The sequence below is a fragment of the Pelotomaculum propionicicum genome (assembly GCF_048984525.1).
Lineage (GTDB): Bacteria > Bacillota > Desulfotomaculia > Desulfotomaculales > Pelotomaculaceae > Syntrophopropionicum > Syntrophopropionicum propionicicum_A.
This window is the reverse complement of record NZ_JBMGJC010000008.1, coordinates 88,969-105,546: the sequence shown is the minus strand read 5'-3', so window position 1 is coordinate 105,546 and position 16,578 is coordinate 88,969. Positions and strand designations below refer to the sequence as shown.

General features: G+C 54.8%; 11 protein-coding genes. 10 read left to right on the top strand and 1 reads right to left on the bottom strand.

What is annotated here, in order from left to right:
* Nucleotides 1-31: 31 nt before the first annotated feature.
* Entirely contained in the window at nucleotides 32-307 is a 276-nt protein-coding gene (locus ACOBQJ_RS10405; RefSeq protein ID WP_421071805.1) for an HU family DNA-binding protein, read from the bottom strand.
* 576 nt (nucleotides 308-883) lie between these two features.
* Here ACOBQJ_RS10405 and uvrB point away from each other — a divergent pair.
* The 10 genes from uvrB (at nucleotide 884) to ACOBQJ_RS10355 (ending at nucleotide 16,483) form a co-directional block, all read left to right on the top strand.
* Nucleotides 884-2,911, top strand: coding sequence for an excinuclease ABC subunit UvrB (gene uvrB, locus ACOBQJ_RS10400; RefSeq protein ID WP_421071694.1), 2,028 nt, complete (start codon nucleotides 884-886; stop codon nucleotides 2,909-2,911).
* A 333-nt stretch (nucleotides 2,912-3,244) separates the two neighbouring features.
* Entirely contained in the window at nucleotides 3,245-6,082 is a 2,838-nt protein-coding gene (gene uvrA, locus ACOBQJ_RS10395) for an excinuclease ABC subunit UvrA (protein WP_421071693.1), read from the top strand.
* Nucleotides 6,083-6,197: 115 nt separating this feature from the next.
* Nucleotides 6,198-8,057, top strand: coding sequence for an excinuclease ABC subunit UvrC (gene uvrC, locus ACOBQJ_RS10390; RefSeq protein ID WP_421071692.1), 1,860 nt, complete (start codon nucleotides 6,198-6,200; stop codon nucleotides 8,055-8,057).
* Between the two features lie 167 nt (nucleotides 8,058-8,224).
* Nucleotides 8,225-9,025 carry an REP-associated tyrosine transposase gene (locus ACOBQJ_RS10385; protein ID WP_421071691.1) on the top strand — a complete coding sequence of 267 codons (801 nt, stop codon included), beginning with the start codon at nucleotides 8,225-8,227 and terminating at the stop codon, nucleotides 9,023-9,025.
* Nucleotides 9,026-9,261: 236 nt separating this feature from the next.
* On the top strand, nucleotides 9,262-10,134 hold the full coding sequence (locus ACOBQJ_RS10380) for a Cof-type HAD-IIB family hydrolase (RefSeq protein WP_421071690.1): 873 nt from the start codon (nucleotides 9,262-9,264) through the stop codon (nucleotides 10,132-10,134).
* A gap of 93 nt (nucleotides 10,135-10,227) precedes the next feature.
* Nucleotides 10,228-12,252 (top strand): amylo-alpha-1,6-glucosidase, encoded by a 2,025-nt coding sequence (locus ACOBQJ_RS10375; RefSeq protein WP_421071689.1) that lies wholly within the window; start codon nucleotides 10,228-10,230, stop codon nucleotides 12,250-12,252.
* Nucleotides 12,236-13,309, top strand: coding sequence for a bifunctional phosphoglucose/phosphomannose isomerase (locus ACOBQJ_RS10370; protein WP_421071688.1), 1,074 nt, complete (start codon nucleotides 12,236-12,238; stop codon nucleotides 13,307-13,309). Before ACOBQJ_RS10375 ends, ACOBQJ_RS10370 begins: the two co-directional genes overlap by 17 nt.
* Entirely contained in the window at nucleotides 13,306-14,040 is a 735-nt protein-coding gene (locus tag ACOBQJ_RS10365; protein WP_421071687.1) for a PHP domain-containing protein, read from the top strand. The genes ACOBQJ_RS10370 and ACOBQJ_RS10365 overlap by 4 nt, the downstream gene beginning before the upstream one ends.
* 173 nt (nucleotides 14,041-14,213) lie before the next feature.
* Nucleotides 14,214-15,080 (top strand): RNase adapter RapZ, encoded by an 867-nt coding sequence (gene rapZ, locus ACOBQJ_RS10360; protein WP_421071686.1) that lies wholly within the window; start codon nucleotides 14,214-14,216, stop codon nucleotides 15,078-15,080.
* Nucleotides 15,081-15,139: 59 nt separating this feature from the next.
* Nucleotides 15,140-16,483, top strand: coding sequence for a gluconeogenesis factor YvcK family protein (locus ACOBQJ_RS10355; RefSeq protein WP_421071685.1), 1,344 nt, complete (start codon nucleotides 15,140-15,142; stop codon nucleotides 16,481-16,483).
* Nucleotides 16,484-16,578: the final 95 nt, after the last annotated feature.

Sequence of the window (16,578 nt, the reverse complement as noted above, 5' to 3'; positions counted from 1 at the left end):
TTATGTATTTGCTCATTTCATTTCGGGAGGGTCATCTGCCTGCCAGGTCTTTCAGGTTTTTGCCCGCTTTAAAAATTGGAATTCTCCTGGCTTTAATCTTTGTTTTAGCTTTATTAGTTGGATTATAAACTTTTCTAGCCGCGCGATTTTTTGTGGCAAAAGTGCCGAAACCCACCAGCCTGACTTTTTCTCCTGCGGCAAGTGCCTCTGTCACTGAGCCGCAGAACGCTTCCACAGCCTTTTCGAGGTCTTTTTTCGTGAGATTTGTCTTTTCACTCAAGCACTTTATTAGTTCAGCCCTATTCAGTATATATCACCTCCGAAGCAAGTAGTTGTATCGTTAACTATATTTGCAACCCCCCTCCGCAGTTAAAACAATCAGTGATATTTATCTTTATTTAGATATTTATCAAGGTTTCTTTTTGATATAAATACCTTTCTGGCTCTGTATCTTTTTAAAATATATTTAGCCGTTAAATAGTAAAGCAGCAGAAGCGGAACGACATAGGCAATAATATTGAAAGCGTACTTGTTGCAGGAGTCTGGCGGTGTGAAACGCAGCCCCAAAAACAACAATATCAAACTAAATATAAAAAGCATTTTGTCTTTCATGGTATCCCGCTCGCATTTTATTTAATTAAATAGACCTTAAGCAGCTCAGTAATGTATAATTCTACATATTTTCTCTATATTATATTTTTTTTGACAATACTGAAATAAACGAAGATCCTAATTTTTTACGGGACCTCAGTCCCAAAAGCAGGACTGCAGGCTATTTTTACACCCTGCTGCCGTAACAAATTTTTATGAAAACAGAACATACTTTCGGCAGGCGGCTCCTTATGGTATACTAATTGTATTAAACAGACTGAAAGGTGAATTAATGCGAAGATTCAAGATTGAATCCGAATACATTCCCAAAGGGGACCAGCCTGAAGCCATTACGGCCCTCGCGGAAGGGATTAAGAACGGCCGGCAGGGCCAGGTTTTGCTGGGCGCCACCGGCACCGGCAAAACGTTTACCATGGCTCATGTGATCCAGGCGCTCCAGCGGCCAACCCTGGTGCTGGCTCCGAACAAGACCCTGGCCGCGCAGCTTTGCGGTGAATTTAAGGAATTTTTCCCCAATAATTCGGTTGAGTATTTTGTCAGCTATTATGATTACTACCAGCCGGAAGCTTACATCCCGCATACCGACACCTATATTGAAAAGGACTCGTCCGTAAACGACGAGATCGATAAGCTGCGCCACTCCGCCACCTGCGCCCTTTTTGAGCGCAGGGACGTAATTATCGTGGCCAGTGTTTCCTGCATCTACGGGCTTGGCGACCCGGAGCAGTACAGCACCCTGGTCCTCTCCCTGCGCCGGGGGGAAACGTACGACCGCGAGAGCGTGCTGCGCAAGCTGGTGAGCATCCAGTACGAACGCAACGACATCAATTTTATCCGGGGCAAATTCAGGGTAAGGGGCGACGTGCTTGAGATTTTTCCGGCTTCCGCTTCGGAAAAAGCGATCCGGGTGGATTTTAACGGCGATGACGTGGAAAGGATGCTGGAGTTTGACGTGCTCACGGGAGAGATCCTGGGCGAGCGCAGCCATGTTTCTGTTTTCCCGGCCAGCCACTACGCCACTTCCAGTGAAATAATGGAGCGCGCGATTGGGACTATCGAGGCCGAGCTGGAAGAGCGCCTGGCGGAGCTGCGGGCGCAGGGTAAACTCCTGGAGGCGCAGCGCCTGGAGCAGCGGACCAACTTTGACCTGGAGATGATGCGCGAGATGGGGTTTTGCAGCGGCATTGAAAACTACTCGCGCCATTTAACCGGCCGGGCGCCCGGGCAGCCCCCCTATACCCTGCTGGACTATTTCCCGAAAGATTTTATAATGTTTATCGACGAGTCTCACGTGGCCGTACCCCAGGTGGGCGCCATGTACGAGGGCGACCGCTCCCGCAAGAAAGCGCTGGTGGAATACGGGTTCCGTCTGCCGTCGGCATTTGACAACCGGCCTCTTACCTTTCAGGAGTTTATAGAGCGGCTGAACCAGGTGATTTATCTATCAGCCACGCCGGGTCCTTACGAACTGAAGCATACCTCCCGGGTGGTCGAGCAGATTATCCGGCCCACCGGGCTGCTTGACCCTGAAATTTCCGTACGCCCCTCCCAGGGCCAAATAGACGACCTGCTGGAGGAAATTCGCCTGCGGGTGCGGCGCGGGGAGAGGGTCCTGGTAACCACCCTGACCAAGAAGATGGCCGAGGACCTGACAGACTACCTGCGCGAAATCGGGATCAAGGTGCGCTACCTGCACTCGGACATCAAGACCATCGAACGCATGGAGATCTTGAGGGACCTCAGGCTGGGCGTTTTCGACGTGCTGGTGGGGATCAACCTTCTGCGGGAGGGGCTGGACCTGCCCGAAGTGAGCCTGGTGGCCATACTGGACGCAGACAAGGAGGGCTACCTCCGGTCTGAGCGATCCCTGATCCAGACCATCGGCAGGGCGGCCCGCAACGTTGAGGGAAAAGTAATCATGTACGCCGACAAGGTCACGGACTCCATGAACAGGGCGATTACGGAGACGAACCGCAGGCGCGGCGTGCAGGTCGAATACAACCGCCGGTACGGCATTACGCCGGAGACCGTCCGGAAATCGGTGCGCGACGTGATAGAGGCTACCCGCGCCGCCGAGCCGAAGGCCATTTATGAGGCAGTGCCCCAAACAGGCAAAAAGATGACCAAGTCCCAGCTGAAGAAAACCATCGCCTCCCTGGAAAAAGAGATGCGCGAGTCGGCGCGCCAGCTGGCTTTCGAGCGGGCGGCCCAGCTCAGGGACGTGATCATCGAGCTGCGCCTGCAGCTGCGCAGTGAAAAGGGCATCGGCCCCGCCGTCCCCGACATCCCCGACGCCTAAAAACCGTGTCAAGGGGACGGTTCTTCTGACACGTTTTTGAAATTTATCGAAGCAAATGAAACGTGGGAATCATGGGGACGTAACTGGTGATACATTGAAGATTGTAGCAAGAGGCCGTTTCCCTGTATCAATCGGGGTGCTCCCCGGTCCATTAATCAGGATACTCCTCGGCCTGAGTGTCTGACCGAACAAATATTTCAGACCAGTTTCCGCTCAGGTGTGACTTCATACCGCCGTATACATTTAATTAAGGGACTCCTCGAATTAGATAAAATTTTTAATGGCGTGTCGACGGAACCGACCCCCTGACACGGTTTAATAAGGAGTTAATATATGCTTGACAAAATTCTGGTCAAGGGCGCCCGCGCCCATAACCTGAAAAATATAGATGTGGAGATCCCCCGGGATAAGTTCGTGGTTATTACAGGGCTGTCCGGATCAGGCAAGTCTTCCCTGGCTTTTGACACCATCTACGCCGAGGGGCAGCGCCGCTATGTCGAGTCGCTTTCCGCTTATGCCCGCCAGTTTCTGGGCCAGATGGACAAACCGGATGTGGATTACATTGAAGGCCTTTCACCGGCCATTTCCATAGATCAGAGGACAACCAGCAATAATCCCCGCTCCACGGTGGGGACAGTGACAGAGATCTACGACTACCTCCGGCTGCTTTTCGCCAGGGCGGGGCGGCCGCACTGCCCCCGCTGCGGCAGGCTGATTACCCGCCAGGCGGTGGAGCAGATGGTTGACCATTTAATGGCCCTGCCGGAAGGCACCAGGCTCCAGATCCTCACGCCCGTGGTGCAGGGGAAAAAAGGCGAGCACGTCAAGGTCCTTGAAGATATCCGCCGCGGCGGTTTCGTCCGGGTCAGGGTAAACGGCGAGGTGCTGGACGCCTCAGAGGATATTAAGCTGAACAAAAACAAAAAACACACCATCGAAGTAGTGGTGGACCGCATAATTATACGCCCGGGCGCCGAAAGAAGGCTAGCCGACTCCCTGGAGACAGCTCTGAAACAGGGCGGAGGCGTGGCCGCTGCGGCGTTGGCCGGCGGTGAAGAAATAATCTTCAGCGAAAACTTCGCCTGTGTGGACTGCGGGATCAGCATCACCGAAATATCCCCGCGCTTGTTTTCATTTAACAGCCCATACGGAGCCTGCCCGGAATGCACCGGCCTGGGTTTCAAGAGGGAAATCGACCCCGGCCTGGTGGTCCCGGACCGGCGCAAGTCGATAGCGCAGGGCGCTATCGAAGGCTGGCACAAGGGGAGTTATTCCTACCAATTCCTGGAGGGACTGGCCGGGCATTACGGCTTCAGCGTGGATACACCTTTGGACAAACTGGTCCCGGAACACCTGGATGTGATATTGTACGGCACCCGCGGCCGGCGTTTTCAATTTATTCTCCAGAATGATTATTACGGCCGCAGGCATGAAATGAATGTCCCATTTGAAGGGGTAATCAACAACCTGGCCAGGCGCTACAGGGAGACCGGCTCCGAGCACCAGCGCGAGGAAATCGAGCAGTACATGAGCAGCCGGGCGTGTCCAGCCTGCGGGGGCGCCAGGCTCAAACCCGAGGCCCTGGCGGTGAAGCTGGGAGGACTGTCCGTATCCGAAGTCGCCCGCTTTTCAGTGCTTGAAGCGAAAAACTTCTTCAGCGGGCTTGAGCTGACCAGCCGCGAGCAGATTATAGCGCGGCAGATTTTAAAGGAGATCAACGAGCGCCTGGGTTTTCTAATCAATGTGGGCCTGGACTACCTGACCCTGGACCGGGGCGCGGGCACCCTGGCGGGCGGCGAGGCTCAGCGGATCAGGCTGGCCACCCAGATCGGCTCCGGCCTGATGGGCGTGCTCTATATACTGGACGAGCCCAGCATCGGGCTGCACCAGCGTGACAACCAGCGCCTGCTCAAGACACTGGAGCGTCTGCGCGACCTGGGAAACACGCTGGTCGTGGTCGAGCACGACGAGGACACCATGCTGGCGGCCGACCACATCATCGATATCGGGCCCGGCGCGGGCGAGCACGGCGGCCGGGTGGTCGCCACAGGCACTTATAAAGATATCGCGCAAAACCCGGATTCAATAACCGGCCAGTACCTGAGCGGCAAGTTGTATATACCGGTGCCGGGCAGCCGCCGCCCGTTAAACGGCAAGGCGGTGGAAGTGCTGGGCGCCGCCGAAAACAATTTAAAGAATATAGACGTGGCCTTTCCCCTGGGGGTGTTTACCTGTGTTACCGGCGTGTCGGGCTCGGGCAAGAGCACCCTGGTCAACGACATCCTGTACCGCAAGCTGGCCCAGGAACTGCACGGGGCCAAAACTCACCCCGGGGAAAATCGCGGTGTCCGCGGCATAGAGCAGCTGGACAAGGTGATCGATGTCGACCAGTCTCCCATCGGACGGACGCCGCGCTCAAACCCGGCCACTTATACCGGTGTGTTCAACGACATCAGGGACCTGTACGCGCAGACGCCGGAGTCCAAGATGCGCGGCTATAAACCCGGGCGCTTCAGCTTCAACGTCAAGGGCGGGCGCTGCGAGGCATGCCGGGGGGACGGCATTATCAAGATCGAGATGCATTTCCTGCCGGACGTCTATGTGCCCTGCGAGGTCTGCAAAGGCCTGCGCTACAACCGGGAAACACTTGAGGTCAGGTACAAGGGTAAGAATATTGCCGATGTGCTTGAATCAACCGTGGAGCAGGCGGTGGATTTCTTCCGCCATATTCCGAAGATATACCGCAAGCTGAAGACGCTGCAGGACGTGGGCCTGGGATACATCCGCCTGGGGCAGCCGGCGCCCACGCTTTCCGGGGGCGAGGCCCAGCGGGTGAAGCTGTCGACGGAGCTGTCCCGCAGGTCCAACGGCAAGACATTCTATATCCTTGATGAACCGACCACGGGGCTGCATACCGCCGACATCGACAGGCTATTGACAGTGCTGCACCGGCTGGTTGAAGCGGGCGATACCGTTGTGGTTATCGAGCACAATATGGATGTGATCAAGACTGCCGACTATATCATTGACCTGGGCCCGGAGGGCGGGGACGGCGGCGGGCAGGTGCTGGCCGCCGGCACGCCGGAAGAAGTGGCCTCGGTGCCGGGATCTTACACCGGCATGTTTTTGAAAAAAGCCCTGAAAAGCGTGTCAGGGGGACGGTTCTCTTGACACGATCGTGTCAAGGGGACGGTTCTTTTGACACGCTTTTGAATTTAGCGCAAGGGACGGTTCCCGTGTGCCAGATTTGTTTACATTATTGTATTGCGTGAAAGCGGTGCGCTGAATGCAGCTGGAAGAAAAATTGAAGCTCCTGCCGGCCAGGCCGGGAGTTTACCTGTACCGGGACGACAAGGGAAAAATAATCTATGTGGGCAAGGCCCTTTCGCTCAAGAGCAGGGTCCGCTCATATTTTCAGCCGGGCGCCCAGCTGCCGCCTAAAACAAAGGTGTTGCTGGAGAGAGTGGCTGATTTTGATATTATTGTGACCGACTCGGAAGTGGAGGCCCTGATCCTTGAGCAGAACCTGATCAAAGAGCACCGCCCCCGTTATAACGTCATGTACAAGGATGACAAAAGCTATCCTTACTTGAAGGTGACGCTGGCGGATGATTTCCCCAGGGTCATGATCACCCGGCGCCATGTAAAAGACGGGTCCAGGTATTTTGGGCCTTATACCCGGGTGGGAGCGGTGAATGAAACGCTGCGCCTCTTAAAAAAAATCTTCCCCTTCCGGTCCTGCAAGCAAAAAGAGCCGGCGTTAAGGCAGAAGCCGTGCCTGAATTTCCATATCAAGCGCTGCCTGGGGCCATGCGCCGGGCAAGTTGACAGCGACAGCTACCGTTCGATGATCAACGAGATATGCCTGTTCCTGGAAGGCAGGCAGGAAGACCTGGTCAAACGGCTGGCTGCCAGAATGGAAGAGGCAGCGCGGGTCCTGGACTTTGAGCTCGCCGCCCGCCTGCGCGACCAGCTGCAGGCTGTGCGCGAGGTGGTTGAGCGGCAAAAAATTATCACCGGCGGCTTTGAGGACCAGGACGTGGTTGCCGTCGCTGGCGCCGATGTTCTCGATGAGGCCTGCGTGATGGTGTTTTTTGTCCGCGGCGGTAAGCTTATCGGCAGGGAGCACTTTATGCTGCAGGGGGTGGAGGGCTTAAGCCGGCCGGAGGTAATCGCCTCCTTCCTGAAGCAGTATTACACGGATGTTGACTTTGTACCGAGGGATGTTCTTCTCGCCGTTGAGGTGAAGGACGAGCAGGCTGTGATAGAGCAGTGGCTTTCAGGCAAAAAAGGATCAAAAGTCACTTTGAAGGTGCCCCGGCGCGGCGAAAAGAAAAAGCTGGCGGACATGGTGGCGGCCAACGCCCTGCTCACCCTGGAGCAGCACCGGTCGGAGGAGGCGGTCCGCCGGGAAGACGCGGCTGAGGCACTGGCGGGGCTGGCGGAGAAACTGGGCCTGACAGGCTCGCCCCACCGCATGGAGTGCTACGACATCTCCAACACCCAGGGGACCGACAGCGTTGCTTCTATGGTCGTTTTTATCGACGGCAAGCCCGCCAATGATCAGTACCGCCGCTTTAAAATTCGCACGGTCGAAGGGCCTGATGATTTTGCGTCAATGCAGGAAGCCCTGCGCAGGCGTTTCAAGAGAGCCGCCGAGGAGCGGGAGCTGTTTAATTCCGGACTGATTTCAAGCAGGGAAGCTAAGTTTTTCACACTTCCCGACCTTGTTATCATTGACGGGGGCAAAGGGCAGCTTGCGGCCGCCCGCCACGTGATGCGGGAGCTGGGGTTCTCCCATATACCGGCTTTTGGTTTGGCCAAAGAAGAGGAGGAGATCTTTGCCGAGGGGCGGTCGGCGCCGGTTATAATTGACAGGTCCTCCCCTGCCCTGCACCTGCTGCAGCGCCTGCGGGACGAGGCTCACCGCTTCGCCCTGTCCTATCACCGCAACCTCAGGGGCAAAGCCGGGCTCAAGTCACTGTTGGACGAGGTGGAGGGCGTCGGCGAAGTGCGACGACGCGCGCTGCTAAAGGCTTTTGGCTCCCTGCGGGAAATCGAAAAAGCCACCCCGGAGCAGCTGGCCGCCGTCAAGGGCATGGACAAAAAGGCCGCCCAGGCAGTATACGAATTCTTCCACAAGTAAAACGTGTCAAGGGGACGGTTCTCTTGACACGTTTTTAATTATCATGGAGTAGGCTGCCTGAAATCCTCTTTAACACATTTCAAACCCACCTCATTATTTTTCAATTTTACCTCATTATAACTTTTTATGGTATAATATGTATATTTATCTTTCCGGGGGGTGATATTATGCCACGGCAGATGAGGAAATTAAGCGAAAGCAAAATTTACCACGTTATGATCAGGGGCAATGAGAAAAAGGATATCTTCCTTGACGACGAAGACAGGGAAGAGCTCCTGTATATCATCCGCGAAAAAAACAAAGAGAAAAAGTGGAACATTTATGCTTACTGCTTGATGAATAACCACGTCCATCTGCTGATCAATGAAGGTGTTGATGAGATTGCCCGCATAATGCAGCGGATTAACATCAGCTATGCGCATTACTTCAATAAGAAATACAAGCGCGTCGGGCACCTGCTGCAGGACAGGTACAGGAGCGAAAACATAGAAGACAACAGCTACATGCTGGCATGCGTGCGGTACATCCATAACAACCCGGTTAAAGCCGGAATAGTAAAAGACGCCGCGCTGTACCGCTGGAGCAGCCTGAACCCTTACCTGGACAAGGGTTATCGGGACCCGGTGGGGTTAGATAGAAGCACGGTGCTGGGAATGTTTTCGGAGAATGAAAACCAGGCTGCAAAGATGTTCCTGGAATTCAACAAAATGGCCTCAGACGATGTGTTTGCCGATTATACGGATGAGGAAGCTGAAATAAGCCTGATAAATGCAGACGCCTTTATAGAAGGTTTTTTGAATGACTATGGCCTGACCAGAGATACGCTGAAAATACGGCAAAACTCGACTTTGAGAAACAAGCTGATTCAAGAGCTTACCAGCAGGTCGAACCTGTCGCTGCGGCAGATAGCCGGCCTGCTCGAAATTGACAGGGGGGTTGTGCAGAGAAGAGCGGCTGGGCTGAAATAACAATGGAAAATCATTGTTAAGGTACTCCTTGGCGAAATATTGGTTAAGTGAAGAGCAGGAGAAAAGAGTATCTCATACGGTTGGCTGCAACTGACCGCTAAACGTGTCAAGAGAACCGTCCCCCTGACACGATCGTGTCAAGAGAACCGTCCCCTTGACACGCTTGGGTGCTATTGGAGTAAAATGAGACAGGAGAACCGACAAGGTGCAATGCAGAAATATTATGGAGGAAGAACATGCACCAAGAACACCTTCTGCCTGATAATCCTGGTAGTACTCTGAAAACGTGTCAAAAGAACCGTCCCCTTGACACGAAATACAAGCTGGTGGCGGTGGACCTGGACGACACGCTGCTTTCGAAGGACCTGCGGGTTACCGGCCGGGTCAGGGAGGCGGTCGCAGCCGTGCGGTCAGCGGGGGTTTATTTCACGGTATCCACCGGCCGCATGTACCGGTCGGCGGCGCGGATTGCGGGGGAACTCGGCATCGACATACCGCTGATCACATACCAGGGCGCCCTGGTAAAAAACTCCCTTTCGGGCGAGGTGCTGGTAGACAAGCCTCTGCCCCTGGCATATGCCAGGGAAATAATCACCAGGGTCCACCAGTACGGCTATCACCTCAACGGCTACCTTGACGATCGCCTGCTGATGGAGCGCGACGACGAGGAGGGACGCCGGTATGCCGCCATAGCCGGGGTTGAAGCTGAAGTGGTGGGCGACCTGCTGGAATACCTGGACCACGATCCCACCAAAGTTTTGGCCATAGCGAAAGAATACCTGGTCGACGAGCTGAAAGCCGAATTGGATCCCATCTACAAAGGGAAGATTACCGTCAGCAAATCAAAGCCGCATTTTCTTGAATTCGTCCACATCGAAGCCACTAAAGGGAACGCCCTGGCTTTCCTGGCCGCGCATTTCGGCATCAAGCGGGAAGAAGTCATGGCGGTGGGGGACGGGTACAACGACCTGGACATGCTGGATTACGCCGGCCTGGGCGTGGTGGTGGCCAACGCCAGGGATGAAATAAAGAAATATGCTGATTACGTGACAGCCGCGCCATATGGCGACGGTGTGGTGGAAGCGCTGGAAAGGTTTGTCCTGGTTTAGAATATAATAGGTATGGAATGACCTGTGTTAAAGAACGTACCAGAATAAATTGACAGGCCTCTGATCATTCTAGTGGGAGGAGGTAGTCTTTTAATGTATTACTTTGGTAAGAATGACTGGCGCACCTTTGAGCAGGGCGCTCAAAAAGAGTGGCTGGTAACCAACGGCATTGGGGGCTACGCCTCCGGCACCATTATTAACGCCAATACGCGCAAATACCACGGCCTGCTGATCGCGGCCCACAACCCCCCGGGCTGGCGCGTAGCCCTTTTAAGCAAGCTGGACGAGCGCTTCACCAGCGGCCCATGTACCTACAACCTGGCCGCGAACCAGCACGCTTCCGGTTTCGCCGAGCTGGGCTTTATTCACCTCCAGCAGGTAAGGATAGACACGATCCCTACTTTTACTTACAGTTTCGGCGACATCTTCCTGGAAAAAACCTTATTCATGGTGCACGGTTCCAACACCACCGTGATATTGTACCGGGTGCTGAACGGGGCCTCGCCCGGCGTGCTGAGGCTGACCCCTATGGTGAACTGCCGGGGACACCATTATATCACCAGCCAGGGACAAATTAAGTTCAACCAGACCGCAGCGGGCGGCGCTGTCTCTATAAAAGGCAGGGAAGAAATGCCTTTGTTGAAACTTGCCTGCGATGCCGGTTTTTATGTGAAGGAAGGAAAATGGTATAACGGAATGGCTTATGCCGCCGAAAAGGAAAGGGGTGAGAATCCTTACGAGGACCTTTACATACCGGGATATTTTGAAATTTCTTTCACCGCGGGGGAAGTCAAGACTTTTTCTATGATCGCGACCGCCGCCGATATCGGCAGCGTCAAGGGTGAAGAGCTGCTGCAAAAGGAAAAAGAGCGGATCAGCAAGGTCGTCGATATGGCGGACAGCACAGACCATTTTGTACGCCGCCTGGCACGCGCGGCTGACGCGTTTATTGTCAAGCGCCGTTCAACAGGCAAAAAGACTATTATTGCCGGTTATCCCTGGTTTGCCGACTGGGGCCGGGACGCTATGATTGCGCTGCCGGGGCTGACCCTGGTGACCGGTCGCTTCCAGGAGGCGAGGGAGATCCTGCTCACATTTGTTCACCACTGCCGGAAAGGGCTTATACCCAACGCTTTCTTCGACGGCATGACAGACCCGGTATTCAATACAGTAGACGCGTCTCTCTGGTTCATCAACGCGGTCTATAAATACCTTGTTTACACCGCCGACCTGGATTTTACCCGGGAACACCTTTACCCGGCGGTAAAAGACATTATTAGCTGGTATATGGAAGGTACTGAATATAATATTGCCATGGACGGGGACAGCCTGCTGAGCGCCGGTTCACCGCATGTCCAGCTGACCTGGATGGACGCTAAGGTGGACGACTGGGTGGTAACGCCCAGGCACGGCAAGGCCGTTGAGATAAACGCCCTCTGGTATAACTCGGTCATGGTTTTTAAGACACTTTGCATACTGCTGGGAAAAGATTTTGCCTTTAAGGAGCTGCCGGATAAAATTAAAAAGAGCTTTCAGGACAAATTTTGGCATGAGAGCGGGGGCTTCCTCCATGACGTGGTTTCTCCCGACGGGACGGACTGCAGTGTCAGGCCCAACCAGCTGCTGGCGGTGAGCCTGCCGTACAGCATGCTAACCACGGAACAGATGCGCCGGGTGGTGCAGAAAGTCTGGTCGGAACTTTATGTCACCTACGGTATCCGCAGCCTGTCGCCATGGGACCCTGCATACAAAGGGATCTACATCGGCGACCGAATAAAAAGAGACGGTGCTTATCACCAGGGGACAGCCTGGAGCTGGCTGATCGGGCCGTTTATTACCTCTTACCGCAGGGCTAATGGTTATAACGCGGCCAGCCGCGAGCAGGCCCGCCGGTTCATTTCACCTTTCCGGGACCAGCTGCGCGACCACGGGGTCGGGTATATCTCGGAAATATTTGACGGCGACGAGCCGGCCGTCCCAAGAGGCACTATAGCCCAGGCCTGGGGCGTAGCCGAGGTCCTGCGGGCATACATCGAGGACGTCCTGGAAATCCGGCCGCCCGCTTTAAAAATAATTGAGGATTTGGAAGGAGGCAGTGACGTTGACACAGCAATTTGATCTGAATAATTTTGAGGGTCTGTGCAGGCTTGACTCCACCGGCATGATAGCCGCCCTCGAGGGGCTGTCGGCCCAGTGTAATCAGGCTGTCTGCAGCATTTTAAAGGATGTTGAACTGCCGAATATCGAGGCCATTTCTAATATCGTGGTAACCGGGCTTGGCGGTTCAGCCATAGGCGGCGACCTGCTGAGGGTCTATACCGCCGGCAGGATCTCCGTGCCCGTAACAGTTAACAGGGACTACGTGCTGCCAGAATTTGTCGGCCCCGACACACTGGTTTTCGCGGTAAGCTATTCCGGCAATACCGAGGAGACCCTGAGCGCCTATGAGGAAGCGCGGTCCAGGGGAGCCTCCGTTATGGCCATTACCACCGGCGGGAAACTGGGCGAGATGGCTTCGAGAGATGGTGTTCCCCTGGTGAAGGTGCCGTCAGGCTGCGCTCCCAGGGCGGCTACCGGTTACCTGTTCATCCCCACCCTGGGCATCCTGCAGCGGCTGGGAATGCTGCCCGATTTAAACGCGGAGATAACCGGCATGATCAGTTATATCAAAGAGCTGCATAAAACGATCGGGCCGGAATCTCCCAGGGAGGATAACGTCTCCAAACAGATCGCCCATAAACTTTATAAAAAAATACCCGTGATCTGGGGCACTACCGGCACCACCGAAGTAGTGGCGCAGAGGTGGAAAGGCCAGATTAACGAGAACGCCAAGGCGCCCGCTTACTGGAATGTATTTCCCGAGTTAAACCACAATGAAATAGTCGGTTTCGAGTATCCCCTGGAAATTTTAAATAAAATCCACGTGATCATCCTAAGGGACGAGCGGGATCATCCCCGGGTGCAAAAGCGCATCGAGATTACCAAAGGAATAATAAAAGACGTGGTGGACGGGTTCACCGAGGTCTGGGCTTCCGGTGACGGGGACCTGGCCAGGCTTTTTTCCCTTATTTACACAGGTGACTACGCCAGCTTATACCTGGCGGCGCTCTACGGCATCGATCCCGGTCCGGTCAAAGTAATAAATTATCTCAAATGGGAGCTTGCGAAAGAGTGAAGCTTTTTGCGGACTACCATACCCACACTAAATACAGCGACGGCCGGGGTACCCCGGCTCAAAACATAGAGGCAGCCGCCGAGCGGGGCCTTTCCGAGGTGGCTATAACCGACCACGGCCCGAGAGGCCTGGGCATCGGCGTGGCGGGGCCGGAAACATTCCTGCAGATCAGGGAAGAGGTGGCCGGCCTGGCGACCCTGCTGCCCGATATCAGGGCACTGGTGGGAGCCGAGGCGGCAGTGATCAGCAGCGACGGCCGCCTTGACCTGCCGAAGGAAATCATCAACCAGCTGGACCTGCTGATCGCCGGCCTTCATCCTTACTACATACCAGAAAAACTTGGTGAAGCTCTACTATACACACTTCCCAACCTGGCGGCCAGGTTTAACCGGAGCGCCCGTGAGAAGATGCGCAGTACCAACACCAAAGCCCTGGTTGAAACAGTCCACAGCTACCCGGTCGACATCGTCAGCCACCCGGACCTGATGCTGCCCGTGGACGTCGATGAGCTCGCCCGGGCCTGTGCCGGAAAGGAAACCGCCCTTGAAGTAAACACCGGCCACAATTATAATAAAGAAGAAATCGTGCGCTCCGCCGCCCGCTGGGGGGCCAGGCTGGCCATAAACAGCGACGCCCACTACCCTGAAACCGTGGGGGAACTCGCATCCGGGCTGGCACTGGTGGAAAGGCTGCGGTTCCCGTCGGAAATGGTCATCAACGCCGTGCACTAAAACCGTGTCAAGGGGACGGTTCTTCTGACACGCTCGGGGAGGAATCAAGGGTGCCCTCCTGGTGATTTCCCGGCCTCGGGGATCAAGTACCCATGGGACCAGGGGGACAGTTCTCCTGTCGCGCTTATGACTTCCGTCAACTGGTATCGAAGAAAAAACTGGGAGGTTTATCAATGAACGCGCCAAAATTTGTAATTGTCACCGGGCTTTCCGGGGCGGGCAAGACCCAGGCCCTCCGCAGCCTGGAGGACCTGGGCTTCTATTGCATCGATAACCTGCCACCCGCGCTGATTCCCAAATTTGCCGAGCTCTGTGCACAGGCTGCCAATAGAATTAATAAAATAGCATTAGGTGTTGATATCAGGGGGGGAGAATTTTTTAACACCCTCTTTGAAGTGCTGAACGACCTCAACAGCCGGGGCATCCGGTACGAAATTCTGTTCCTGGAGGCCTCCGACGAAACCCTGGTGCGCCGTTTTAAAGAATCCAGGCGCCGCCACCCGCTGAGCGCGTACGGGGAGGTGCTGGAAGTTATCCGCCAGGAGCGCAGCCTCTTGCAGGACCTCAGGGGCCGGGCAAACAAGATCATCGATACTTCCGGCCTGGTCCCCAAACAGCTAAAAGAAGAAATAGCCGCTATTTTTGCCGATCAGACCGGTCAAGCCGGGCTGCATATAACTGCTGTCTCCTTTGGCTTTAAATATGGAATTCCGCTGGACTCCGATCTTGTTATTGACGTGCGGTTCCTGCCCAACCCGCATTACCAGCCGGATCTGCGCTCCCTTACGGGCAATGACCAGGTTGTCCGTGACTTTGTATTCAAATCTTCGGTCACAGAAAAGTTTATGAATAAGTTTATCGATTTTGTGGAGTTTCTAATTCCCGAATACATTAATGAAGGCAAGACAACTTTAATGATCGCCATCGGCTGCACGGGAGGCATGCACAGGTCTGTAGCCCTGGCCAACAGGCTGGGTGAGGCCCTTGGCGATAAGAAATACCGGGTAACAGTCCGGCACAGGGATTTAAACAGGCTGTAAGGATACAGTCTCCCAGTTAGTTAGCTGGTTGTTAAAAAATTGTTTTAGGGGCTGAAAAAATGGTCCTGCTGAAATGGTTGTACCCCGGGATGAAGGTTAAACGGTGGTTGTTTCTTGCTCTGGCCGGCCTGTTAATGGCCTCGGTTGGAGTGGACCTCCTGATGGAGGGCAGGCTGCTGGGAGACTTTGCCCGTTCCATCCACCGTCTTGAAGGCGTCCTTTTCGGTGCAGAGTATAGTAAGCCTGCCGGCATTATTATTGTAATTTCAGGCCTCACAATTATGGCCTTCGGCATACTGAGAGTTTTTCACTCCATAGCGGGCGTGCTGGCGCCCGATGAGGAAAGCAGGATGGCGGAGGTGATTTACGCCAGGCGGAGCCTCAGGCGCGGGCCTAAAATTGTGGTTATCGGCGGCGGCACAGGGTTATCGGTGCTACTGCGCGGCTTAAAGGAGTATACCAGCAACCTCACCGCCATTGTCACCGTGGCCGATGACGGGGGCAGTTCCGGCCGCCTCAGGGGAGAGCTGGGCATTCTGCCGCCGGGGGACATCAGGAACTGCCTGGTTGCCCTTGCCGATAAAGAACCGCTTATGGAAGAGCTGCTGCAGTACCGGTTTTCAACCGGCGAACTGGCGGGACACAGCATGGGCAACCTGCTGCTGGCCGCCCTGACCGATATGACCGGCGGGTTTGACCAGGCCGTGCGAGGTCTGAGCAAGGTCCTGGCTATTCGCGGCCTTGTGCTGCCGGCGACACTTTCTGACGTTACTCTTTGCGCCGAGCTGGCAGACGGCAGGGTGGTGCAGGGAGAGTCAAAAATATCGCGCACCACCGGTACGATAAAAAGGATTTATCTGAAGCCGTCCCGATGTCTGCCGCTGTCCGGGGCTCTGGCGGCGATTGCGGAGGCGGACGCGGTAGTGCTGGGACCGGGCAGCCTCTACACCAGCATAATTCCCAACCTTCTGGTGAAAGGCATACCGGAGGCGCTCACAAAGGCATCGGCTGTTAAAATTTACGTATGCAATGTAATGACCCAAACCGGTGAGACCGGCGGATTTACCGCTTCTTCCCACCTGAAGGCGATCATCAGCCACACCGGCAAATTTTTGGATTACGTAGTCCTGAATACAGGACAGGTGCCGTTCAGGCTGCGGGCCCGCTACCGCCAGGAAGGAGCTGAACCGGTCACGGCGGATATCAGCGAAATACAGAAGCTGGGGATTGAAGCCGTTGCCGAGGACCTGATCCACAAAACGGACGTGGTGCGGCATCACCCCGAAAAGCTCGCCAGGGCTATATTGAATATTGTTTACTCTGAAAAAGCCCTGCAAGAGGAAAGAAAATATTCCAGGGAAAAGCGAAAGGAAGAATTTGAACGCGAACTCTCATCATTATAAAAACGTGTCAAGGGGACGGTTCTCTTGACACGCTTTGCATGAAATCTCATCCAGATAACAGCCCTCCCATCGCAGTCCAAAACGTGTGATGTTGT